The 23404-nt window shown below is 70.8% G+C and carries 20 protein-coding genes; 11 read left to right on the top strand and 9 right to left on the bottom strand.

Features of this window, described 5'->3' with window-relative positions; all coding sequences use genetic code 11:
- Window positions 1-1260 precede the first annotated feature (1260 nt).
- The 5 genes from ACT3SP_RS15320 to ACT3SP_RS15300 all read left to right on the top strand — a co-directional run bounded on the left by ACT3SP_RS15320 (window position 1261) and on the right by ACT3SP_RS15300 (window position 6623).
- Window positions 1261-2628 (top strand): aspartate kinase, encoded by a 1368-nt coding sequence (locus ACT3SP_RS15320; RefSeq protein ID WP_444588169.1) that lies wholly within the window; start codon window positions 1261-1263, stop codon window positions 2626-2628.
- Window positions 2625-3737: an aspartate-semialdehyde dehydrogenase gene (locus tag ACT3SP_RS15315; RefSeq protein ID WP_444588168.1), complete on the top strand. Its 1113-nt coding sequence runs from the start codon at window positions 2625-2627 to the stop codon at window positions 3735-3737. Before ACT3SP_RS15320 ends, ACT3SP_RS15315 begins: the two co-directional genes overlap by 4 nt.
- 133 nt (window positions 3738-3870) lie before the next feature.
- Window positions 3871-4605, top strand: a complete 735-nt coding sequence (locus ACT3SP_RS15310) for a TetR/AcrR family transcriptional regulator (RefSeq protein ID WP_444588167.1) — start codon at window positions 3871-3873, stop codon at window positions 4603-4605.
- Between the two features lie 87 nt (window positions 4606-4692).
- Complete coding sequence (locus ACT3SP_RS15305) at window positions 4693-5340, top strand: PRC-barrel domain-containing protein (protein WP_444588166.1); 648 nt, start codon at window positions 4693-4695, stop codon at window positions 5338-5340.
- Window positions 5337-6623: a glycosyltransferase family 4 protein gene (locus ACT3SP_RS15300; RefSeq protein ID WP_444588165.1), complete on the top strand. Its 1287-nt coding sequence runs from the start codon at window positions 5337-5339 to the stop codon at window positions 6621-6623. The genes ACT3SP_RS15305 and ACT3SP_RS15300 overlap by 4 nt, the downstream gene beginning before the upstream one ends.
- Window positions 6624-6790: 167 nt before the next feature.
- Here ACT3SP_RS15300 and ACT3SP_RS15295 read toward each other — a convergent pair whose 3' ends face one another.
- Entirely contained in the window at window positions 6791-8119 is a 1329-nt protein-coding gene (locus ACT3SP_RS15295; protein ID WP_444588192.1) for an adenosine deaminase family protein, read from the bottom strand.
- A 53-nt stretch (window positions 8120-8172) separates the two neighbouring features.
- On the bottom strand, window positions 8173-8643 hold the full coding sequence (locus ACT3SP_RS15290) for a hypothetical protein (RefSeq protein ID WP_444588164.1): 471 nt from the start codon (window positions 8641-8643) through the stop codon (window positions 8173-8175).
- Window positions 8644-8856: 213 nt separating this feature from the next.
- Between ACT3SP_RS15290 and ACT3SP_RS15285 the strand changes: the two genes are divergently transcribed.
- Window positions 8857-11361: a sigma-70 family RNA polymerase sigma factor gene (locus ACT3SP_RS15285; RefSeq protein ID WP_444588191.1), complete on the top strand. Its 2505-nt coding sequence runs from the start codon at window positions 8857-8859 to the stop codon at window positions 11359-11361.
- 116 nt (window positions 11362-11477) lie between these two features.
- Here the strand turns inward: ACT3SP_RS15285 and ACT3SP_RS15280 are convergent, their stop codons facing one another.
- The 6 genes from ACT3SP_RS15280 to ACT3SP_RS15255 form a co-directional block, all read right to left on the bottom strand.
- Window positions 11478-11993: a gamma carbonic anhydrase family protein gene (locus ACT3SP_RS15280; RefSeq protein WP_444588163.1), complete on the bottom strand. Its 516-nt coding sequence runs from the start codon at window positions 11991-11993 to the stop codon at window positions 11478-11480.
- A gap of 202 nt (window positions 11994-12195) precedes the next feature.
- Entirely contained in the window at window positions 12196-12837 is a 642-nt protein-coding gene (locus tag ACT3SP_RS15275; protein ID WP_444588162.1) for a CoA transferase subunit B, read from the bottom strand.
- A gap of 1 nt (window position 12838) precedes the next feature.
- Window positions 12839-13567, bottom strand: a complete 729-nt coding sequence (locus tag ACT3SP_RS15270) for a CoA transferase subunit A (RefSeq protein WP_444588161.1) — start codon at window positions 13565-13567, stop codon at window positions 12839-12841.
- Between the two features lie 164 nt (window positions 13568-13731).
- Window positions 13732-14970, bottom strand: a complete 1239-nt coding sequence (locus tag ACT3SP_RS15265; protein ID WP_444588160.1) for a hypothetical protein — start codon at window positions 14968-14970, stop codon at window positions 13732-13734.
- 117 nt (window positions 14971-15087) lie between these two features.
- The gene (locus ACT3SP_RS15260) at window positions 15088-15372 is read right to left on the bottom strand and encodes a hypothetical protein (protein WP_444588159.1); all 285 of its coding nucleotides are present in this window, start codon (window positions 15370-15372) and stop codon (window positions 15088-15090) included.
- 7 nt (window positions 15373-15379) lie between these two features.
- Window positions 15380-15703 (bottom strand): nucleotidyltransferase family protein, encoded by a 324-nt coding sequence (locus ACT3SP_RS15255; protein WP_444588158.1) that lies wholly within the window; start codon window positions 15701-15703, stop codon window positions 15380-15382.
- A gap of 234 nt (window positions 15704-15937) precedes the next feature.
- Between ACT3SP_RS15255 and ACT3SP_RS15250 the strand changes: the two genes are divergently transcribed.
- Window positions 15938-17446 (top strand): sodium:solute symporter, encoded by a 1509-nt coding sequence (locus tag ACT3SP_RS15250; RefSeq protein ID WP_444588157.1) that lies wholly within the window; start codon window positions 15938-15940, stop codon window positions 17444-17446.
- A gap of 9 nt (window positions 17447-17455) precedes the next feature.
- Here ACT3SP_RS15250 and ACT3SP_RS15245 read toward each other — a convergent pair whose 3' ends face one another.
- The gene (locus tag ACT3SP_RS15245; protein WP_444588156.1) at window positions 17456-18172 is read right to left on the bottom strand and encodes a hypothetical protein; all 717 of its coding nucleotides are present in this window, start codon (window positions 18170-18172) and stop codon (window positions 17456-17458) included.
- Between the two features lie 297 nt (window positions 18173-18469).
- Here ACT3SP_RS15245 and ACT3SP_RS15240 point away from each other — a divergent pair, with 297 nt between their 5' ends.
- Genes ACT3SP_RS15240 through wecB form a run of 4 tightly spaced genes read left to right on the top strand, consistent with a single transcriptional unit; the run spans window position 18470 to window position 23396 of the window.
- The gene (locus tag ACT3SP_RS15240) at window positions 18470-20278 is read left to right on the top strand and encodes a glycosyltransferase family 4 protein (protein WP_444588155.1); all 1809 of its coding nucleotides are present in this window, start codon (window positions 18470-18472) and stop codon (window positions 20276-20278) included.
- Window positions 20268-21164 carry an ABC transporter permease gene (locus tag ACT3SP_RS15235; protein WP_444588154.1) on the top strand — a complete coding sequence of 299 codons (897 nt, stop codon included), beginning with the start codon at window positions 20268-20270 and terminating at the stop codon, window positions 21162-21164. The genes ACT3SP_RS15240 and ACT3SP_RS15235 overlap by 11 nt, the downstream gene beginning before the upstream one ends.
- Complete coding sequence (locus tag ACT3SP_RS15230; RefSeq protein WP_444588153.1) at window positions 21145-22188, top strand: ABC transporter ATP-binding protein; 1044 nt, start codon at window positions 21145-21147, stop codon at window positions 22186-22188. Before ACT3SP_RS15235 ends, ACT3SP_RS15230 begins: the two co-directional genes overlap by 20 nt.
- Window positions 22189-22223: 35 nt before the next feature.
- Window positions 22224-23396, top strand: a complete 1173-nt coding sequence (wecB, locus tag ACT3SP_RS15225; RefSeq protein ID WP_444588152.1) for a non-hydrolyzing UDP-N-acetylglucosamine 2-epimerase — start codon at window positions 22224-22226, stop codon at window positions 23394-23396.
- The last annotated feature ends 8 nt before the right edge of the window (window positions 23397-23404 follow it).

Here is a 23404-nt window from a genome sequence, read left to right as displayed (position 1 = left end):
CTCGAGCATCGCAGGTCGTCCACAACCTCGAGGTCCTCGGCCCGGCGCACTGCTCCTCCCCATGGCGGAGGGCCGACGGGACGACGTCTCCGGCTGCCGCGGGTCCTCCCTCTCCCGGTTCACGAGGACGCCCTTCCTTCCCGGGGCTCGAGTGCCGAGCATCTCCAGCGTCTCGCGTACTCGGGCCGCCCTGACGCGGTCGACCTCCTCGCACCCCCGTCAGCGGGGCAGAGTTGTGGGTATCGAGCCCTGTTTCCCCGAGTTTCGTTGCGTTGGCCTGTGTGCGGTGCCTGGGGGAGTGTGACGGGTGCCGGATGGGCTGGGCCGAACGGGTCCGAGGTGGGCGAGGCGTGAAGCGGGTGGGGCGGGTGGGCTTGAGCTGGGCGAGGCGTGAAGCTGGTGAGGCGAACGGGTCCGAGCCGGGCGAGGCGTGAAGCGGGTGAGGCGGGTGAGGCGGGTAAAGCGCGTGAGGGGTGAGGCGGGTGAAGCGGGCGAGGTGCGCTCCGCGGGTCGTCGAGGCCTCCGGCCAGCGGGGCAGAGTTGGGGGATTGGAGCTCGGTTTCCCCCGACTCTGCAGCGCTGACCGGGGAGGTGACGTGCGCGGCTGCCCGTGGAGGAGCCATGGGAGCTGTGGTCACTGTGGATGCCACATGGATGCCGTGGCCGCCGGGGATGCCACATGGATGCCATGGCCGCCGGGGGTGCCACATGGAGGCCGCGGGCGGGGTCCTGGGCCGGGGGAGAATACGCCCCGCGCGGGCCGATGCCGATCCCGCCGCGCCCGGGGAGATGTTGTGCTGGTCACGCCGCGGAACCCCCGTGACCAGGGGTCTCGTCTCGAATGCCGAGGTCACTGGGGTTCTTACCAGGCGTTTTCGTAGACTGGCCGCTGCGCCTGCAAGTCGCCGCCGGATCCTCGGCGGCGCGCAACGCGCAGTGCCCGGTGCGTGAGGGCACGCCGCTCCGCACCTCGCGGCAGCACGACGGCACACCCGTGCCACCAGCACCACGGCGCCCTCGGTGCCGCGAGCATGACCGGCACTTCGGTGCTGCGACCGCGACCGGCACTTCGGTGCCGCGAGCGCGACCGCGATCGGCACTTCGGTGCCGCGAGCGTGACCGCGACCGGCGCTTCGGTGCCGTGAGCACCACGGCACCGTCGGCGCCGCGAGCAGGATCAGCACCGCCGGCACCGCCGGCACGGCCCGCAGCACCCCGCACGACCCCCGCCCCGTCCTCGACAGTCAAAGGAACCGCCCCATGAGCCTGGTCGTCCAGAAATTCGGAGGATCCTCCGTCGCTGACGCCGACTCCATCAAGCGCGTCGCACGGCGCATCTCCCTCTACGCGAAGGCCGGCCACAAGGTGGTCGTCGTGGTCTCCGCGATGGGCGACACCACCGATGAGCTCATCGATCTCGCCGAGCAGGTCTCCCCGAACCCGCCGCCGCGTGAGCTCGACATGCTGGTCACCGCCGGTGAGCGGATCTCGATGGCCGTGCTGTCGATGGCGCTGAACGACGCCGGCATCGAGGCCCGGGCGTACACCGGCTCGCAGGCGGGCCTGATCACCGACGAGGTGCACGGCAGGGCGCACATCCTGCGCGTCACCCCCGGCCGCATCGAGGAGGCCCTCGACGGCGGCTCCGTCGCGATCGTCGCCGGCTTCCAGGGCGTCTCGGACAGCACCAAGGACATCACCACCCTGGGCCGCGGCGGTTCGGACACCACCGCCGTCGCGCTCGCCGCGGCGCTCGAGGCGGACGTCTGCGAGATCTACTCCGACGTCGACGGCGTGTTCTCCGCGGACCCGCGGATCGCGCCGGCCGCGCGCCGGGTGCCGCTGATCTCCAGCGAGGAGATGCTGGAGATGGCCGCCAACGGCTCGAAGATCCTGATGGCGCGCAGCGTCGAGTACGCGCGCCGCTACAGCGTGCCGCTGCACGTGCGCTCCTCGTACTCGGGCCGTCTGGGGACGATCGTCGCCGACGACGCGGAGCGCGAGATCCCCCTCGACCCCGACGTCACCCTCCGCACCGCGGACGTCGTGCGACGCGACGCCGCCGACCCGAGCAAGGAGCTCCCCATGCACGACATCTCAGCACCGGGCCTCGAGGCGCCGATCATCTCGGGCGTCGCCCACGACCGCAGCGAAGGCAAGATCACCGTGGTCGAGGTGCCGGACCTGCCCGGCCGCGCCGCGAAGCTGTTCGACGTGGTCGCCGGCACCGGCGCGAACATCGACATGATCGTGCAGAACTCCTCGACCGTGGACGACACCGTCGCGATCTCCCTGACGCTCCCGGAGTCCGACGCCCCCGCAGCCCTGAAGGCCATCGAGGAGGCGCACGGCGAGATCGGCTTCACCGAGGTCCGCTACAACGACCAGATCGGCAAGGTCAGCATCGTCGGCGCCGGGATGCGCTCGCACCCGGGCGTCTCCGCGACGCTGTTCCGCTCGCTCGGCGAGGCCGGCATCAACATCGACATGATCTCCACCTCGGAGATCCGCATCTCCGTGGTCACCGAGCAGGCTCGGCTCGACGACGCGGTGCGCGTGATCCACACGGCGTTCGGCCTCGACGCCGAGCAGACCGAGGCCGTGGTCTACGGAGGGACCGGACGATGAACGCCAGCACCGACGCCAGCACCAGCACTCCCGACTTCACCGCCACCCCGGGGTACACGGCCGATGGGCCGGTCATCGGGGTCGTCGGCGCCACCGGACAGGTGGGCCGTGTGATGCTCACCCTGCTCGCCGACCGATCGGTAGCCCACCGCGCGATCCGTGTCTTCGCCTCCGCGCGCAGCGCCGGCAGCACCGTGCAGTACGCGGGCCTGGACCTGGTCGTCGAGGACGCCGAGACCGCCGATCTGACCTCCGAGGGGCAGCGGGTCGACATCGCGCTCTTCTCCGCCGGCGGCTCCACCTCGAAGGCGCTCTCGCCGCGCTTCGCCGAGGCCGGTGCCACGGTGGTCGACAATTCCTCGGCCTGGCGCCGTGACGAGCAGGTCCCGCTGGTGGTCTCCGAGGTCAATCCGGAGGCGCTCGCGAGCCCGCCGCGCGGCATCATCGCGAACCCGAACTGCACCACGATGGCGGCCATGCCGGCCCTGAAGACCCTCCACGACGAGGCCGGTCTGGCCCGTCTGAAGGTCGCCACCTACCAGGCCGTCTCGGGGTCCGGCGTCGCCGGCGTCGCCGAACTCGCAGGTCAGCTCCGCAAGGGTGTCGACGACGTGGAGAAGCTCGCCGTGGACGGCGCCGCCGTGGACCTCGGCGAGCCCGAGGTGTACGTCAAGCCGATCGCCTACAACGTGGTCGCGCTGGCGGGGAACCTGGTGGACGACGGCTCGGGCGAGACCGACGAGGAGCAGAAGCTGCGCCACGAGTCCCGCAAGATCCTGGGTCTGCCGGAGCTGCCGGTCGCGGGCACCTGTGTGCGGGTGCCGGTGATGAGCGGTCACGCGCTCGCGATCCATGCGGAGTTCGATCGGGAGATCACTCCGGAGCGCGCGCGGGAGCTGCTGGACGCGGCCCCCGGGGTCGAGGTGGTCGACGTCCCGAACCCGCTCGAGGCGGCGGGCCGCGATGGTACGTTCATCGGCCGCATCCGCCAGGACCGGTCCGTGCCGGACGGCAGAGGTCTCGTCCTCTTCGCCGTGGCGGATAATCTGCGCAAGGGCGCCGCCCTGAACGCCATCCAGATCGCGGAGCTGCTCGCCGCCAAGAGCTGACAAGTCAGGAGAACCATCGATGACGCTCGCTGCTTCCAATGGCCCTCCCGGGACCGGGACCGGCCCTTCGCCGCTGTCATCGATGTTCTCGGACCGCGTGGGCGAGGAAGCCGCCGGGGGAGGGGGCGTGGCCATGAGCGTCGATCCGCTCTCCCAGGCGCTGCGCACTCTGGACTCGATCACGGCCGACGGGCTCGAGACGGGCGATGACCTGCGCACCGCCGTGGGCACCTCGACCGAGGGCCTCGCCGGCGGCGCGCTGGACGAGCCGGGGGCCCGGCCGTCCCGGCCCGGATCCGCCCGTCGCGAGGAGATCCTCGACGCGGCCTCTGCCCTCTTCGCCGAGCGCGGATATCACGGCGCGAGCCTGCGGGACATCTCGCGGCGGGTGGGTATCTCCCATCCCGGGATGCTGCACCACTTCTCCTCGAAGGATGCCCTGCTCAGCGCCGTGGTCGATCGCCTCGAGGCGCATGCGCAGGGGCTGCTGGACTCGGTCGAGGCGCTCCGGACCTCGCCCCAGTCCCTGATCGCGGCGCTGTCCGGGCCGTGGGATCCGCGCCAGCACCCGATGTGGCTGCTGTCCACGTTCTCCGCCGAGGTGGTGAACCCGGACCATCCGGGTCGCTTCCGCATCGCGCGCCTGCGCCTCGTGCACGAGCACGTGCTCGAGCAGGTGCTCGTGGGGTATGCCGAGAACGGCAGGCTCGCCGAGCACGTGAGCCCGAAGGTGGCGGCCCGCACCCTGTTCTCGCTGCTGCTGAGCCTGACGGTGCGCGAGCACACGGTGCGTGAGCTGCAGAAGAAGGTCGACGCGGACCCGCTGGAGGACGTCCAGGAGTACGTGCGCCACCTCGTGCGCAGCTGACGTCCCCTCGTGCGCGTGGGCGGGCGTCGCGCTCGGCGTTCACCGGTCGGTAGACTCGACGGCTGTGACATCCTGCGGAAGTGACCGATGACCCCTGAGTCAGCCCCCGAGTCAGCCCCCGAGCCGGCCCGTGAGCCGGTCTCGGGCCAGGCCCCCGATGACCGCACCTCCGGTCTCACGGGAGGCCCGGACTCGGCCTCGGCGGCAGAGCGTGCTCTGCCGTCGCGAGCCGCCGCGGCCCGCCGACTCCAGGAGCTGGCCGGTCTGCCCGTGCGCGGCAGCGACGGGAAGACGGTGGGGCGGGTGCGGGACCTCTATCAGCAGGATGCCGGCGGCGAGCTGGCAGCGATCTCCGTGATGCCGCGCCAGCTCAGCGCCCGCACCGTGCTGATCCCGGCCGCCGCGATCGCCTCCCTGCCCGCGCAGTCGGCGGCGGAGGGGGAGCACGATCGGTCGGAGGCCGACGCCGGCTCCGACGGCGCCGGGCGGGAGAGCTCGACCGCGGCAGCGGAGATCGAGCTGCTGGTCGAGACGGCCACCGCCAAGGACGGGCCGGAGCCGCCGGAGACCCTGCATGTCACCCCGCAGGACCTGCGCGACGCCGCGGCGGCGCTGGGCCTGGGCGATCCCTCCGCCGAACCCGCCGAACCCGCCGATCCCGCCGAGCGCACCGCGCCCACCGCGTCCGTCGCCGCCGAGCGCACCACGCCCGCCGACCACCTCGACGGCGCATGAGACTCCTGCTGCTCACCCACTACTACGCCCCGGAGTTCGGGGCTCCGCAGCGTCGCTGGTCGGCGCTGGTCCAGCGCTTCCTCGCCGCCGGTCACCGGGTGACGGTCGCGGCCCCGGTGCCCCACTACCCGGCCGGGCGCCCCACCCCCACGCAGCGCCGCAGCCACCGCGTGGGCGCGGTCGAGACGGGGCGGCACGGCGAGACGGTGCTGCGCACCGCCTATCTCCCGCACCGGGCGGACATCGGCAGCCGCACCGCCGATCACCTCGTCGCCGCTGCGGACTCGTGGCGTCGGCTGCGTCGGCGCTTCCGCCGCCCCGGCACCCGGCCCGACGTCATCATCGCGACCGCCCCGGCCATCCCCACGCTCATGCTGGGGCGACTGCTCTCGGTGCTGTGGGACGTGCCGCTGGTGGTCGAGATGCGCGACGCGTGGCCGGATCTGGTCACGCACGTCGGCCCCGTCGGCGCGCTCCGTCCCGAGCAGGTGCACTCCGCACGGCGCAGGATCTCGCGCCGGGTGCTGGCCTGGACCGTCGCTCTCGTCAAGGGCGAGGTGCACCATCAGGTCACCAGCTGGCAGAGCGGGGCCCGGGGCGTGGTCACGACCACGGGACGGTTCGCCCAGGTGCTGCGGGAGCGCGGCGTGGAGCCCGTGCAGGTGGTGCGCAACGGCACCGATCTCTCCCTGGTGCCGGCCCAGCGCGACCACGTCGCGGACGACCATCCCGAGCTGCGCTGCCTGTACCTGGGGAACATGGGCCGCTCCCAGGGACTGGACACCGTGGTGCAGGCCGCCGCGGCGCTGCGTCGTGAGGGGGTGGAGGTGCAGGTCAGGATGGTGGGTCACGGGGTCGAGGCCGACTCACTGGCGGCCCTGGCGGAGGAGCTCGACGCCCCCGTGGAGGTGATCCCGCGGATCCCGCATCGCGAGGTGGGGCGGCAGTACGCCTGGGCGGACACCGTCATCGTGTCCCTGCGCGACTGGGCGCCGTTCGCGTGGACGGTGCCCTCGAAGCTCTACGAGATGCTCGCGACCGGCCGGCACATCACCGCTCTGCTGGACGGCGAGGCGGCCGACGTGGTCCGCGAGGCGGAGGCCGGGGACGTGCTCGCGCCCGAGGACCTCGAGGCGCTCACGCGGCTGTGGCGCCAGCTGGCGGCGGATCGCTCCCGCACCGAGGTGCGGGCCAGCGGTCGCGCGTGGGTCGCCGAGCACGCCGACGACGACGTGCTCGCGCGCCGCTACCTGGAGATCCTGCACCGCGTCACGCAGAGCTGAGGCCCGGCCGGCACCGGACGAAGGGCCCGGTGCCCTGGCCGAGGGGCGGCGCCACGGCCGACGGGTGGCGCCACGGCCGACGGGCGGCGACGACCGACGACGGGCCGTGCGCGCGGCGGAGGGGGCGCTCGCGGCCGACGGGCGGCGACGACCGCCCGCAGGACTCGCTACGGGCCGAGCTCCTCGCCGAGCTCCCCGCTGCTCTCTTCCTCGTCCTGCCCGCCGCGTCCCGTGCCGCGCACGGCGTCGAAGATCGGCAGCACCACCTCGTCGCGCAGCATCTGCCGCTGCTCGGCGGGGGCGAATCCGTTCTCGAGACCGGTGAGGACCACTCGCTGGACATCGTCCAGTCCCCAGCCCAGCGCCTGCGCGACCAGGGCCGTCTCCCGGCTCGTGCTGGTGCGGCTCATCAGCCGGTTGTCGCAGCTGAGGGCCAGGGCGAAGCCGTGGCGGTGGAGCGTGGCGACGGGATGGCCCGCGATGTCCTCGGCTACCCCGGTCTGCAGGTTCGAGCTGGGGCACACCTCGAGGCAGATCCGCTCGTCCAGCACCCGCCGGGCGATGCGGCCCAGCCGGTCGGCGTCCGCGCCGCCGCCGTCACCCCCGTCGCCGCCGAGGGTGATGTCCTCGACCAGGCGCACGCCGTGCCCGATCCGCTCGGCGCCGCAGTCCAGGGCGTCGGCGATCGAGGTTGGCCCGTCGGCCTCCCCGGCGTGGATGGTGACCCGCAGCCCGTTCTCGCGGGCGCGCTCGAACTGGCTGCGGAACCAGGAGGCGGGATGGCCGGCCTCGGGCCCGGCGAGGTCCAGGCCCAGCACGCCGGAGTCGCGGCGGGCCAGGGCGATGTCCACCAGCTCGTCGGTGGGGTCGAGATGGCGCAGATAGCACAGCAGCTGGCCCACGACGATGCGGCGCCCGGACTCGGCCGCCGCGGCCACGCCCTCGTCGAGCCCGTCCTGGACGGCCTGCACGGCCTCGTCGAGGGTCAGCCCGCCCTCGGTGTGCTGGTGCGGGGCCCAGCGGGTCTCGGCGTAGACCACGCCGTCGGCGACCATGTCCTCGACGAACTCGCGGGCGATGCGGCGCAGGTGCGGGGCGGTCTGCATGAGCGCGAGGGTGCGCTCGAAGGTGGACAGGTAGGCGGGCAGGGAGCCCGAGTCGGCGGCGGCGTGGAACCAGTCGGCGACCGCTCGGGTCTCCTCGGCCGCAGTGAGCTCCGCCGCGTCGGCCGCGGGGTGCTCGGTCGCGTCGGCTGCGGGGTGCTCCGCCGTGTCGGGGGCGGGTGCTGCGGTCGAGTTCACCGCGTCCGTGGCTGAAGCCTTCGTGTCAGCCGCGTTCGAGTCAGCCGCGTTCGAGTCCGACGCGGCCGTGTCGAGGCCCGGCACCGCCACCCCCACCTCGCGGCTCAGTGCGAGGACCGTCGCGGGGCGCAGACCGCCGTCGAGGTGGTCGTGGAGCACGACCTTCGGCAGCGAGTCGATCAGGGCAGGCGTCATGTCCATCACGGCAGGATACGCGGGGGCGTCGGGCTCGGCATCCGCCGTGCTCGTCAGTCCTTCCGGTACCCGAGGGTCACCAGATGCGCGGCCAGGTCGTCCGCGTCCTCGACCGTGACCGCGACACGGCGCAGCTCCGCGGCGAGCTCGGCCGTCCTCGTCGGACGGGGCGGGGCGGAGGCGGCGGCCGCGATCGCGCTGTCCAAGGCGTCGCGCACCGAGCCGGTCTCCGAGCCGCGCACGAAGGCCTCCCAGGCACGGTCCCGCGCGTCGTCGTCGGGCGCCTCGGCGGAGGCGGCTGAGGGCACGGGCTTCCCCATCAGGGAGGCGGTGATGCCGCCCTCCTGGTCCAGCCCGCCCATCCGGCCCAGCCCGCGCTCGAGGACGCCGTCCACCAACCGGGTCGGGAAGGGGCCGACCGTCACCTCGTCGCGGCCGCTGGTGCATGTGATCCACGTCGACCCCTCGCGGCTGATGATGGTGAGGGCGTCACCGTCGACGTCGGTCATCTCGATGTTGTTCATGGTCCTCCGTGCGGCTCCGAGCGACGGGGCTCCTCAGCCCCGTGCACTCACCCCACGTCCGACGTCGGCTTCTATGACGCGTGTCAAGCCCAGTTCCGGTTCCGTCGAGATGCACGACACATGCACGACATAATCGGGCGTATCGCCCGTGGTACCCGGTGGCGGTCATCGGCCGGCTCGCACCCGGACGCGCGGACGCATGCCCGGTTGGCAGTGAACAGACAGGCCCAGCAGATGATGGACACCAGCCCTCTCACCGGAGAGGCGTCGTTCGAGACGTTCACCGACGACGAGCTGCTCTCTGCTGTGCGCTCCGGCGACACCGGTGCCTACTCCGTGCTCTACCACCGCCACTTCGCTGACGCACTCCACCATGCGCGACGCCTCGGAGCAGCTCATGATCCCGATGACGTCGCACAGGAGGCGTTCTTGAAGATCCTCAGGTCCACCCTCCGCGGAGGCGGTCCGCGCGAGGGGTTCGCCGGGTATCTGATGCGGGTGGTGCGCAACGAGGCCATCGATCGTTCCCGACGGGCACGGGAGTTCGCGGTCGACGACGTCGAGACCATCGCGCCGGACGGGTTCGTCGTCTCGGACGGCGTGGACGAGCTGTTCGACCGGCAGCTGATGCGACGGGCCTTCGTGGGCCTGCCCGAGAAGTGGCAGCGGATCCTCTGGCTGACGGAGGTCGAGGGCGAGACCCCGCGCAGCCTCGCTCCGCAGCTGAAGCAGAGCCCGAACGCGGTCGCGCAGCTCTCGCGACGGGCGCGGGAAGGGCTGCGGGCGGCGTGGCTGCAGGTGCACGTGGACGTCACCTCGGGCGAGGACGGCTGCCGAGAGGTGGCGCAGGACCTGGGGGCGTACGAGCGGGGCCGCCTGAAGGGCTCGCGCGCCGCACGCGTGGAGGCGCATCTGGAGGGATGCGTGCGCTGCACCGCGGCGCTGGCCGAGCTGCGGCAGATCTCCGCCCGGATGCGGGGCGTGCTGCTGCCGGTGGTCCTGGGCACCTCCGCACTGCTGGAGAACCTCTCCCCGGTGCTCTCGGTCGTGGGGCAGGGCGTCCTGGTCGAGGCGGGTGCGGTCGCCGCGGGATCGACCGGCGCGGGAGGTCCCGGCACCCTGATCCCGGTGGACGGAGGTGCGGCCTCGGGGCTGAGCACGGCCCTGGGCGGGGGTTCGGCCGGTGCCGTCTCGGCGGTCAGGACCGCGCTGATGGCGCATGGTGCGACCATCGCCGCGAGCGGCGCGGTCGGCGCCGTGGTCGTCGGCGGTCTCGTGGTGCTCACGAACCCGCAGATCGACCCTCCTTCTCCCGCGGGGGTGTTCGCCGACGGGGGCGATGACGAGGGCGAGGAGGCGCCGGTCCGCTCCGACGTGGCCGACGGGAGCAGGTCCGCGGTCTCGCCGCTGCAGGTGCCCGTCGTCGAGGAGGAGTCCGAGCAGTCGACCTCGGAGTCGACCATCCCCGGCGCCCGGGGCCAGGAGAGCGCGTCCGCGGTGCCCGAGGACGGCGAGGAGCCGGGGTCCGCGCCGGAGGAGGGCGGCGCCCGGGACGGGCAGCACGGGACCGGGGAGGACGCGGAGGCTGCGCAGGCCCCGGAGACCGCGGTCCCGGAGTCCGGGTCCCCGGGGTCCGTGCCCCCGGGGGATGCGCCGTCCGTGGGGTACCCGCCTGCGGACGAGTCGATGTCGGTGATGATCGAGCCCGACGATCCGTCGGACCGCGGCCCGTCGATGCCCGTGCCCCCGGTCCTGATCCCGCTGCCGGGTGCGCCGGTGCCGGAAGGGCCCGCGGCCCCGACCGAGCCCGAGGCGCCCGCGGCCCCGACGGCACCGGAGGACCCGGCCGAGCCGACGGAGTCGGAGGAGCCCGCGAAGCCTGAGGGTCCCACGGCGCCGACCGAGCCCTCCGTGCCGGCGGACCCCGGGGAGCCGGACGTGCCCACCGTGCCCGAGGAGCCTGCCGAACCGACGGGACCGGACGAGCCCGCGGAACCGGCGGAGCCGGAGGAACCGGCGGAACCGACGGAGCCCGACGAGCCGACGGAGCCGGAGGAACCGGCCGAGCCTGAGGAACCGGAGGAGCCGACGGAGCCGGAGGAACCGGAGGAGCCGACGGAGCCCGACGAGCCGGCGGAGCCCGACGAGCCGGTGGACCCGGCCCTGGCGGCTCCTGAGGTGGAGTTCCCGACCGGCGGCACCTTCGCGCTCCCGGTCACCCTCACCGGGACCGGCGAGCCCGGTGCGACCGTGCGCGCCCTGGACGACACCGAGCAGGAGGTCGGCACGACCGAGGTCGCGCAGGACGGCAGCTGGAGCCTCTCGCCCGCTCCGGGTGCTCCGGACGTCCCGACCGCCTACCGCGTGCTCCAGGAGAAGGACGGCGAGGTCTCGGAGAGCGTCGGGGCCGACGAGGAGTACGTCTATCTCGCCCCGCAGATCTTCAGCCCGGCCGATGGGTCCACGATCCCGGGGCAGACCTCCGACGGCACCAGCTCCGTGCTCCTGACCTTCATCACCTACGGGCTCGGCGAGGAGCAGGAGTACAGCCTGTGGGTCGATGGACGGCGGTGGGACATGGCCGCCCGGGCCCCGGGCAGCCTCGTGTCCCATCTGGTCGCGCTGGCCGACGGCGAGCACCGGGTCCAGATCGCCTACCGCGATCCGGCGACGGGCCGTCTGGGCGCGCTGCGGACGATCACCTTCACCGTCACCTGAGCCCTGTCACCTGAGCACCGTCACCTGAGCATGGTCACGTGGGTGCTGTCACCTGAGTGCCGTGGTCCGGGCGCAGCCCGCGACGGTGCGTGCCCGCGGACCGTGGACGGGACGGGTCAGTCGGTCGCGGCGCGGTGACGGGCGGAGAGGTCGACGTAGACCCGGGCGTTCCGGCGCAGCGCCTCGAGCGCGTCCTCGTCCAGCTCCTTGCGCACCTTCGCAGGCACGCCGGCGACCAGGGATCCCGGCGGGATCTGCATGCCCTCGGTGACCACGGCACCTGCGGCGACCAGGCTGCCCGCCCCCACCACGGCACCGTTGAGCACCACGGCGCCCATGCCGATCAGGGCATCGTCCTCGATGGTGCAGCCGTGCAGCACGGCGCGATGGCCCACGGAGACCCCGGTGCCCACCACCACGGGATGCCCGGGATCGGTGTGCGCGACGCAGCCGTCCTGGATGTTGCTGCGCTCGCCGATCGTGATCGGCTCCATGTCCCCGCGCAGCACGGCGCCGTAGAACACGCTCGCCTCCGCGGCGAGGGACACCGTCCCGATCAACGTGGCGTTCGGGGCCGCCCATGCGGAGTCGGCCACCTCGGGCGTGCTGCCGTCGAACTCGATCGTGGTCACAGCGTGGCTCCTTCATGCGTCGGCGGATGAACCTCGGGCACGACGGTACCCGGGTGGACCCGGCATCGCCGCGCGGAGCGAGGTCGCCTCGCGCGAGGTGGGTCAGCGGTGGTGCGGGTCCGCAGTGGTGCGGGTCGGGCGGTGGGACGGGACGAGCGGTGGGACGGGTCAGGCCGTGGGACGGGTCAGGCCGTGGGACGGGTCAGGCGGAGAGGCCGACGGTGAACTCGGGCTCGGTGAGCTCGCGGACCTCCTCCTCGGTGACGTCCGGGGCGAGCTGGGTGAGCACCAGGCCGCCGTCGGTGACGTCGAAGACGGCGAGCTCGGTGATGATGCGGTCCACCACGCCCACACCGGTCAGCGGCAGGGAGCACTCGTGGACGATCTTCGCCGTGCCGTCCTTGGCGGCGTGCTGCATCATGACCACCACGCGGCGGGCCCCCGCGACCAGGTCCATCGCCCCGCCCATGCCCTTGACGAGCTTGCCGGGGATCTGCCAGTTGGCGATGTCACCGGTGCCGGTGACCTGCATGGCGCCGAGGATGGCGGTGGCCATCTTGCCACCGCGGATCATGGCGAAGCTGGTCGCGGAGTCGAAGACGGTCGCACCGGGCAGCAGGGTGATGGTCTGCTTGCCGGCGTTGATGAGGTCCGGGTCCTCCTCGCCCTCGATCGGCCAGGGCCCCATGCCCAGCACGCCGTTCTCGGACTGCAGCACGATGTCCACGCCCTCGGGCAGGTTGTTCGCGACCAGGGTGGGCATGCCGATGCCGAGGTTCACGTGGTCGCCGTCGCGCAGCTCGGCGGCGGCGATCGCCGCCATCTCGTCACGGGTCCAGGCCATCTCAGGCCACCTCCTGCGTCTCAGGGCGGTTCTCGGGGCGGGGGTGCACGGTGCGCTGCTCGATGTCCTTCTCGGCGGTGGCCTGCATCAGGTGGTGCACGAACACGCTGGGAGTGTGGATGTCGTCGGGTGCGATGCCGCCGGGCTCGACGACGTGCTCGGCCTCGGCGAAGGTGACCTCCCCGCACATCGCGGCCACGGGGTTGAAGTTGCGGGCGGTGAGCCGGTAGCGGAGGTTGCCGTTGACGTCCGCGGTGTGGGCGTGGACAAGCGCGAGATCGGCGGCGATCGCGCGCTCGAGCACGTAGGTGCGGCCGTCGAACTCGGCGGTGGGCTTGCCCTCGGCGATCGGGGTGCCGTAGCCGGTGGGGGTGTAGAAGGCGGGGATGCCGGAGCCGCCGGCCCGCATCCGCTCGGCGAGCGTTCCCTGGGGCACGAACTCCACCTCGAGCTGCCCGTCGATGTACTGCTGCATGAACAGCTTGTTCTCCCCGACATAGCTGGAGAGCACCTTCGTGATCTGCCCGTTCTCGAGCAGCAGGCCCAGGCCCTTGCCGTCCACGCCGAGGTTGTTCGAGGCGATGGTGAGGTCCGTGACCCCGCTGTCGCGCACGATCCTGATCAGGTCGGTGGGGATCCCGCACAGGCCGAAGCCGCCCACCGCGATCGTCATGCCGTCGCGCAGCACGGCGGTGAGCCGGTCCGCTGCGTCCTCCGAGAGCTTGGACATCACTGTCCCTCCTGTCGAGTGAGTCAGCCCGTCCCGCGCGGCGGCGGTGCCGCGGCGATGGGAGAACGGGTCTACTCCGAGCTTATGCGCGCCGCACAGGCGTCGCCATGTCCGAAGGGTCCACGCTGAGGCCGGCGGTGGTCGTTCGAGATCCGCTGACCTGGTCAAGGTGCAGGGCGGTACTTCTCCGCCACGGTCGTCCACAGCGGCCACCACCCCCTGGCGTCATCGTGGGCGAAGAGACGCTGGGTCAGGGCGTTTGGGATCGGTATCTCGGCGATCGTGAAGGCTGTGGCGAGCACCGTCGAGTACATGAAATCCGCGGCCAGTGCTAGAGCGTCGTGGTCGTCATCGGGGACGGCACGTCGGTTGTCCGTGGCGCCTCCTCGAAGGGCCACGTGCTTGATCTGAAGGTAGGTGTTCCAGCACAACTCGATCATCTGGCGGTGGAGTAGCAGGCGATCCTCATCGCCCGTGAGCAGCTGTGCGATCTCCCGCCATGCGGCGGACTCGATCGTGCCGCGTGAGCGAGCCGCGAGATGCTCCCAGCCGACGGCGAGGGAGAGTATCGAACCGCGGGCATCGATCGCGAGTCCCCGGGCGTGGGCATCGAGGACGGAGAGCAAATGGGGAACTTCGTCGCAGAGTGCGACCCACCGCAGGAGCGCGGGGAGCCCTCCAAGCTCCTTCAGCCCGGCGGGTCCGAGCCTTCTGTCTCCGATGCCGCCGCTGCGGAGCGGATCCACCTTCGAGGAGGGGACCGTGCCGCGATCACCGAGCAGTCCCCGTGACCACCAGTCGACGACGGAGGAGCCGGGTTCGCCGCGGTTCGACGAGTAGATCGTGAGCTCGCGAAGGTAGTGGAACGACGGCTTGCCGACCGCTTCGATGAGGGACTGCATCGCGGCTATTTTCCGGCGGGCCGCCTCGAGTGGGACGGGGTGCTCGAAATCCAGGCGCAGGGCTATCCGTTCCTGGCTGCTGCGTGCGAGCTCTTCCGCAGCCCGTGAGAACTGCGCCGACTTCGTCGTCATGGACAGCGAGAGTCCATCAACTTGTGCCGGCGAGTACTTGTGCACCAGGTCGGTGCCCACCAGCTCCAGCACCTCGCCGTCGATGGCCTTGCCGAGTCCACGGAAGTCCTGGAAGAAGAACTGATCGATCGCCCGAGGGTCGAAAAGCGCGAAAACTGTGTGGACGATGTCCCGGTCGAAACCGCTGCGGTTCTCGTCCCATGGGTCGTCGACGAGAAGATCATCGAGCACGCAGCTGATGCGGCCGGTGGTGGAGAACGAGCCATCCAGCACCGCGGTGAATCGAGCGCCGCTGCGGGTGTATCCCTCGATGACGGGAGATTGGACCATCTGCGCCGCGTCCAGCAGGGAGAGGTCGAGGTGGAGCACGGGTCGCCCGTGCTCGACGGAGAGCAGACCGCTCGCGTCGCCGAGGAAGGGCAGGGTGGCGAAGATTCCGTCTCGAATACTTTTGTCCATGGCATGACTTTGCCAGTTGAGCAGGCGTCAAGGTGAGCGATTGCTCTGAGGACGTAGCCGCGGCGTCGACTGGGGTGCTGGAGTCTGCGCTTCGAGCTCGTAAACTGCACGGATCCTGCTGGTCACCTTGGGGGTCCGTTCGGTGACCGTCCGCCAGAAGATGTCGGGGTCGATCGCTCCATAGTCGCTGTGAACGGCGATGTTCCGCGGCGTCGTGATGCCACGCTGCTCCTCGTGGGTCACCACGTCCAGGTGCGGGGCGAACCGCTTCCCGTCCTCCAACTGAGCCGCCAGACGGCCGACGACGGTCATGGCAATGTCACAGCGGCACCGCGAAACGCCGGATGCGCGGAGCGAGGTCCGCCGTGTCGACGACGACGTCGAAGGGGAAGCCGAGCATCTCGGTCGCCTCGGCGACGAACATCGAGTACCTCAGCGGGTCCGCCGCGGGATCCACGTTGACGAGGAGATCGATGTCCGAGGCGTGATGGTACGCACCGCGAGCCACCGAGCCGAAGACCCGCAGGGCGCCCAGGCCATGGCGGGCCGCGAGATCGATCGGCTCCTCCCGCCGGGCGGCGAGGGCCAGGGACGGGCGGTAGTCCGCCGCAGCGAGCAGACGATCCAGCAGATCCCTCGACACGGTCCGCGGTCCCGATGCGATGCCGCCGACATGCGGCTGTCGCGCGCCGACGGCCCCGACCAGAGCGTGCAGACCCGGTGCGCGCCCACTCCCACGCCTCACCCACCTTGTCCTCGTCGCCGCTCTGTGACCCAATGGAGGGCTGTGCCCGCCGTGCTCGAGCAGAGCGGGCCGTGCCGGACCGGGCCGCTCGTCCCGGACCGACGCCCGGAACGACCTCGAAGGAGAGCGGACATGCAGACGATCGACCTGCTGGTGATCGCGGCCTACCTGATCGCGACCGCCTGGCTCGGGCTGCGGCTCAGCGGCAAGCAGACCGGACTGAAGGACTACTTCCTGGGCGGGCGCGATCTGCCCTGGTGGGCGGTGTGCCTGTCGGTGGTGGCCACCGAGACCAGCGCCCTGACCGTCATCGGGATCCCGGTGATGAGCTATCTGGGCGACCTCTCCTACCTGCAGCTGGGCCTCGGCTACATCCTGGGGCGCGTGGTGGTCGCGTTCGTCATGCTGCCGCGCTACTACGACGGGGAGATGGTCACCGCCTACGCCTATCTCGGCAAGCGCTTCGGCAGCTCCACCCAGACCACCGCCGGCGTCACCTTCCTGATCACGCGCCTGCTGGCGGACGGGATCCGGGTGCTCGCCGCCGCGATCCCGCTCAAGGTGATCCTCGACGGCCTGGGCGTGGACCTCTCCTACTTCGCGATCACGGTGATCCTCTCGGTGGTGACGATCCTGTACACCTTCATCGGCGGGATCACCGCGGTGGTCTGGGTGGACGTGGTGCAGATGCTGCTCTACGTGCTCGGCGGGATCATCGCGATCGTGCTCGTGACCTCGAGCATCGGTGCGGGCTGGCTGGGGGAGGCGGCCGAGGCCGGCAAGACGCAGCTGCTGGTGTTCTCGGGCAGCCCGATCAGCGCCGACGACTCCTTCCTCGCCTCCCTGCTGGGCGGCGCCGTGTTCGCGATGGCCTCCCACGGCTCGGACCAGATCGTCGTGCAGCGCCTGCTGGCGTGCCGCTCGAAGGTCGAGGCGCAGAAGGCGATCATCGTCTCCGGCGTGATCGTCACCGTGCAGTTCGCGATCTTCCTCGCGGTGGGCCTCGCCCTGTGGGGCTACTACCAGGGTGCGGGCACCGACGAGCTGGGCCTGACGCGGGACGACGAGATCTTCCCGCTGTTCATCATCGAGGGCATGCCCACGGGCCTGTCCGGGCTGCTGCTGGCGGGCATCCTCGCCGCCGCCATGTCGACGCTGTCCTCCTCGCTGTCGGCGCTGAGCTCCTCGACAGTCACGGACGTGGTCGCGAAGCTGCGCCGCACGCCGCTGACCGACGCGCAGGGACTGCGGGTGGGTCGCTGGGCCACGATCGGCTGGGGGCTCGCGTTCATCGCCCCGGCCACGATCTTCCGCTCCGACGAGGGCAGCATCGTGGTGCTCGCCCTCGGCGTCGCCGGCATCACCTACGGCGGGCTGCTGGGCGCCTTCGTGTTCGGGATCGTGAACCGGCACGCCCGCGCGGCGGATGCGAACATCGCGTTCGTGCTCGCCGTCGCCGTGAACGCGTTCTTCTTCGTGATGGAGAAGTACGTGATCGGCGAGGTGTGGGTGGCCTGGCAGTGGTATCCGCTGCTGGGCGTGCTCGTCACGCTCGCCGTGGGCGGGACGCTGTCGCTGCGGCACGAGCGGCCGACGGATGTCGCCTCCGGCGACCGGACCGCACAGGGAGTGCGCGGGTGAGGGCGACGCTCACCGCAGCATGATCAGCTGCCGCAGCCACGGCACGTGCCCGCTGAGCAGGGCGACCAGGCCGTCGCCGAGCACCGCCAGTCCCGCGAGGGCCAGCAGCGCGGCGAGCACCGTCTGCAGGGTGCGGCGGCGGGGGCCGACGATCTCCAGCACCCGCGTGACCAGCTGCTCGTGCCTGCCGATCGCGGCCGCGAGGAGCACGGCGACCAGCGGCAACTGGTAGAGTAGGTTCCACAGCACCAGCAGCGCCACGCGGAGCGAGAGGTGCGGCTCCTGCGAGGCCATGCCGACGGCGACCGCGAACCCGGGATCGGCCAGGGCCGTGCCGGCGAAGGCCACGCCGGCCAGCAGCAGCGGCACGGTGGCCAGCCGGGTCGGGGCGGCGCGCTGCTCGAGCGGGCCGTGCGGCCGCGATCGCGCTGCGGCGCGGAACTGGTGGACGCTGAAGGCGATCAGCGCCAGCCCCACCGCGAACTCGACAGCCCCGATCGCGTCGTTGGACTCCAGGATCGGGCGCAGCCACCGGCTGAGCAGCTCGAGCACCGGATGCAGGATCAGCGTCGCGCCGGTGACGATCACCGCGTAGCCGCCGACGAAGGCGAGCAGGTGGCGCCGCGTGCCCCCGCGCAGCAGCACCCCCATCGCGATCACCCCGCCCAGCACGTCCATCGTCACCACGGCGAGCCCGAAGAAGGCGAGGAGGCCGGCGGGAGTCATGGAGGAAGGCTACGAGGTGTCGGGGGAGGGGCACGACGGGGTGCGCTCCCTGCGTCGGCGGGGGTTTCCTGCAGGGGTGGGGCGGTGGTGGCGGAGCTCGCGGCGACGGCCCTCAGTCGGGTCCAGGCGGAGCATGGCCGACGGCGGCCGGTCAGCTGCGACGCGACGGGGCGCTCCACTCGTCCGAATCCGAAACGCGAAGGCGAGAGCGTCCATGGCTGCGACGAGCCGTCGTCTCGCGGGTGAGTAAGATTTGCCGAGCCGTCACCCCGGTGGACATCTGCAACAAGGAGGGCCGTGCCGATCCGACGACACGTCGTGCACAATGCGCAGCTGCTCGTCCACTCTGCTGTTCAGCATCTGGTGGATGACCCGGCATTGTTCGTCGTGCAGGTGACCCGGCGGCTGCCGCTGCGCACTCGAGTGACGGTGGGTACCGTCCTGCAGGGTCTTGCCGAGCGCACGCCTCGCGGTGACGGCACGGCGGCCCTGGGAGCCTTCATGGCAGGAGACGTGGACGAGGCGGGTCGCCTGCTCCTGAAGGCAGGGACCGCCCGTTCCCGGATCCGGGACGAAGTGGCGCTTCTCCTGGGCCGCACCGACCTGATCCCTTCCGGTGCCTCGCCCGTCACTCGGGCAAGGATGGCCTGGATGGCCGGCGATCTCAGCGGTGCGGCGGAGATCCTGGAGCGGTCGGACCGCGGTGGCTCCCGGTATGCGCAGAGACTGCGCAGCGAGCGCCGGCTGGTGAGCCCTGGCTACAGACTGTCGGTGGACGACCTCGAAGCAGCCGAGGGCTCCGAGCGCGCAGAGGGAGAGCCGCTCCGCGTGCTCCATCTGCTCACGAACTCGTTGCCGCACACCCAGTCCGGGTACTCGGTCCGCACCCACAACATCCTGTGCAGCCTCCGCGATCACGGGATCCAGTCCATCGCGCTCACCCGCACGGGTTATCCGGTCATGATCGGGCGCCCGTGGTGCGCCGACGAGGACGTGATCGACGACATCCGCTATCGCCGTACCCTCCCCGCCGCGCTCGGCACCACGCCCGAAGCGCGTCTGCTGCAGGAGGTGCGCGAGGCGATCGGTATCGTCCGCGAGTTCAGGCCGCATGTCCTGCACGCGACGACCGACTATCGCAATGCCCTCGTCGCCCAGGCCGTCAGCGCCGCCACCGGCATTCCGTGGATCCTCGAGGTGCGCGGCCTGATGGAGAAGACGTGGATCGCCTCGCACAGCACTGCGGCGGCGCAGGAGCGCGCCGCAGCGGCGGAGAAGGTGCGACTGGTCGCGGCTGCGGAGGCCGACCTGGCACAGGAGGCCTCCGCCGTGGTCACCCTGAGCCGCACGATGGCCGACGAGCTCGAGCAGCGAGGGATTCCGCCCCACCGGATCACTCTCGTGCCCAACGGCATCGACCCCGATCTGCTCGAGGAGAATCGTTCCCCTGCCGAGGCGAGAGCCCATCTCGGCGTCGACCTCCCGCCCGACGCCCTGGTCGTCGGGGCCGTCAGCGCGCTGGTGGGCTATGAAGGCTTCGACGTGCTGCTGCAGGCTGTCGCGAAGATCACGGGTGACAGCGAGGTGCCCGAGCATCTGCGTGACAACCTGCGCATCGCCCTGATCGGTGACGGCACCGCCGCACCGTCGCTCGCACGCTCCGCCCAGGAGCTCGGCCTGGGGGACCGTGTGCTGATGCCCGGGAGGGTGCCTCGAGCGGACGCTCGTCGTTGGGTGCAGGCACTGGATGCCGTGGTGGTGGCCCGCAGGGATCTCGACGTCACCCGCGCGGTCACTCCGCAGAAACCGGTCGAAGCGATGGCCCTGGGTCGGCCGGTCGTGCTCAGCGATCTGCCCGCCCTGCGGGAGACCGTGACGGATGTCGAGGGGCGCGCGCACGGGGTGCTGGTGCCGCCCGACGACCCCGAGGCGCTCGCCGCAGCACTCGTCGACCTTCTCGGGGACGAGGCGTCGCGCCGTACCCTGGCCGATGGAGCACGGCGAGCCGCTCGCGAGCGCACGTGGCCCGCGATGATGAAACGGTACGAGCTCGCATACTGTGCGGCCGTGCAGAAGTCGACTGAGGAGAACCACCGTGGCGAATGAGGTGAAGAGCGCTTCTGACGTCGTCCGGGCGCTCGAGACACGGGGTCAGGATGCGAGTGAGCTGAGCCCTATCGGGGTGCGCCCCGGACTCGGCGAGTACCTGAAGCAGCTGTGGGATCGTCGGCACTTCATCTGGTACGACTCACAGCATCGTGCCGCCACCCAGAACACGCGCAACCGCCTCGGGAATGTCTGGCTCGTGCTGCGCCCGATGCTGGACGCGGCGGCCTACTACGTGATCTTCGGGCTGATCCTGGAGGTCGATCGCGGACTCTCGAACTTCCCGGCGTTCCTCCTCATCGGCGTGCTCATGTTCCGGTCGACCTCGAGCGCTATCTCCTCGGGAGCGAACTCGCTGCGCGGCAGCCGATCGATGATCAAGGCCTTCACCTTCCCGCGGGCATCGATACCGATATCGAACGTGCTCCAGAGCGCCATGACCGCGGTGTTCACGATGGGCGCGATGTGTGTCGCGATCATCCTGGTGCCCCCGCACGCTCTTCCCCAGTTCACCTGGTTCCTGCTGATCCCGATCTTCCTGCTGCACATGCTGGTGAACATGGGCATCACCCTGATCACGGCGAGGATCGGCTTCTACTTCCCCGATCTCACCAACATGATGAGCGTGATCAGCCGGTTCCTGATGTACGGCTCCGGCGTGATGTTCCCGCTGAGCAGGTTCATCGATCCCGGTCCCGTGATGGACCTCATCTCGTTGAACCCTTTGTACCGCATCATCGACATGACGAGGACCGCGCTCATCGACGGGCAGGTGCCCGCGCTCGATTCCTGGCTGATCGTTCTCGCCTGGGGAATCTTCCTGGTCGCCGCTGGATTCATCTTCTTCTGGAGGAAGGAGGCGAGCTATGGCCGAGAGCTCAGCTGACTGGACCACCACGGGAGAAGAGGACGGGCTCGGGGACGAGAGCACCCCGTGGGTCGCTCCGAAGGAATCCGCGGTGACCGTCGTCGCCCATGAGCTGCGGATGCGCTACAAGGCGCCGCGCACGGATCGCGCGCCCCGCAAGGGGGTGGCGGCCAAGGTGCTCTCCCGCAGGCAGATGGTCTCCATCCCCGCTGTGCGAGGAGTGGATCTCACCGTGCGGCAAGGTGAGTTCGTGGGGATCATCGGCAGGAACGGGTCGGGGAAGTCGACCCTCCTGCGTATGCTGGCCGGGGTCGAGCCGCCCACCTCCGGGGTGGTCCTCACGAGCGCGCGCCCTCAGCTCCTCGGGGTCAGCGCGGCCCTGATGAGCGAGCTCACCGGAGCGGAGAACATCAGGCTCGGATTCCTCGCCCTGGGCATGACACCGGAGGAGGCGGACGAGAAGTTCGAGGCGGCCGCCGAGCTCACTGCGCTCGGGGACGCGATCGACCTCCCGATGCGCACCTACTCCTCGGGGATGGGGTCTCGGCTCAAGTTCGCGATCTCCGTGATGGCGGAGCCGAAGATCCTCATGATCGACGAAGCACTCTCCACCGGTGACGCGGCGTTCGCCGAGCGGTCGAAGAACAAGATGAACGAGATGCTGGGCAACGCCGGCACCGTCTTCATGGTGAATCACGGGGCAAAGACGATCGAGAACATGTGCTCCCGCGCGATCTGGATGGAGAAGGGGCGCATCGTCATGGATGGAGAGACCTTCGACGTGACCTCCAAGTACCGGTCCTTCGCCTACCGCATGGCGCAGAGCCGCGAGGCCGAGGCCATGGAGTACCTGCGCGAGGCCTTCGAGGAGGGGGAGGCGCGACGTGCCGCCTCGAAGCTCACGCTGCCCGCCGACGGGGTCTCCGAGCTTCCGAACGATCTTCCGGAAATCGAACCGGACCCCTTCGCACAGATATTCCGCCGGGACATGAAAGCGGGCCGCTTCCCCACGGCCGGCGATGACGACACCCCCCGTCCCTGACCATCCTCCCTCCTCAGCCCGAAGAAGTGGTTCCGATGACACTACGCATCATGACGATCTACGGCACGCGCCCCGAGGCGATCAAGGTCGCCCCGATCATCAAGGCGATCGAGCGCGAGCCGGGCGTCGAGAACATCATCGTGGCCACTGGCCAGCATCGTGAGATGCTCGACCAGGTCAACTCGATGTTCTCCATCGTCCCCGACCACGACCTCGCCATCATGGCCTCGGGGCAGAGCCTCAACGGCATCGTCGCGAAGGTGATCGGCGGGGTGGACGCGATCCTCGAGTCCGAGCAGCCGGACGTCGTGATCGTCCAGGGCGACACCTCCACCGTGATGGGTGCGGCGGTCGCCGCGTTCAACCGACAGGTGCCGGTCGTCCATCTCGAGGCAGGTCTTCGCTCCGGCGACATCAGCTCGCCCTTCCCCGAAGAGGCGAATCGGAAGCTGACCAGCCAGATCGCCTCGCTGCACCTCGCTCCCACCTCGACGAGCCGATCGAACCTCACCCGGGAGGACATCAGCGAGAACGACATCGTCGTCACCGGGAACAGCGTGATCGATACCCTGCTGATCGCCACCGCGACCCTCGAGGTGCAGTTCGACGACGAGCGGCTCGAGTCGCTCCAGCAGGCCGTCGCACGGGGAGACGGCGGCCGGATCCTGCTGGTCACCGCGCACCGTCGCGAGAACCTCGGCTCCGCGATGGAGGACATCGGGAGTGCCGTGGCGGAGCTGGCTCGGAAGTATCCGGACCTCACGGTGGTCTTCCCGATCCACAAGAACCCGAAGGTGCGTGCCTCGATCCGCCCGGCGCTCGCGGGGCTCGACAACGTGCTCCTGATCGAACCGCTTCCCTATGCGCAGTTCACCCGAGCCCTGAGCCTCGCCGACATCGTCCTCACCGATTCCGGGGGAGTCCAGGAGGAAGCACCCAGCCTGGGCAAGCCGGTGCTGGTGATGCGGGAGAACACCGAGCGCCCCGAGGCGGTCGTCTCGGGCACGGTGAAGCTGATCGGCACGAAGCACCAGCGCCTCGTCGATGAGGTGTCCCTCCTCATGGACTCCGCGGAGACCTATGCCGGGATGGCCAACGCGGTGAACCCCTACGGGGACGGCCGCGCGGCAGAGCGCACGATCAGCGCCCTCCGATGGAAGTTCGCTGACGGTCCCCGCCCGACAGATTTCACCGGCCAGAGCGACTGAGCCCACGA

It is taken from the genome of Brachybacterium sp. AOP43-C2-M15 (assembly GCF_052446295.1).
Classification (GTDB): domain Bacteria; phylum Actinomycetota; class Actinomycetes; order Actinomycetales; family Dermabacteraceae; genus Brachybacterium.
Note: the sequence above shows the minus strand (reverse complement) of the source record. Positions and strands in the feature narration are given on the sequence as shown.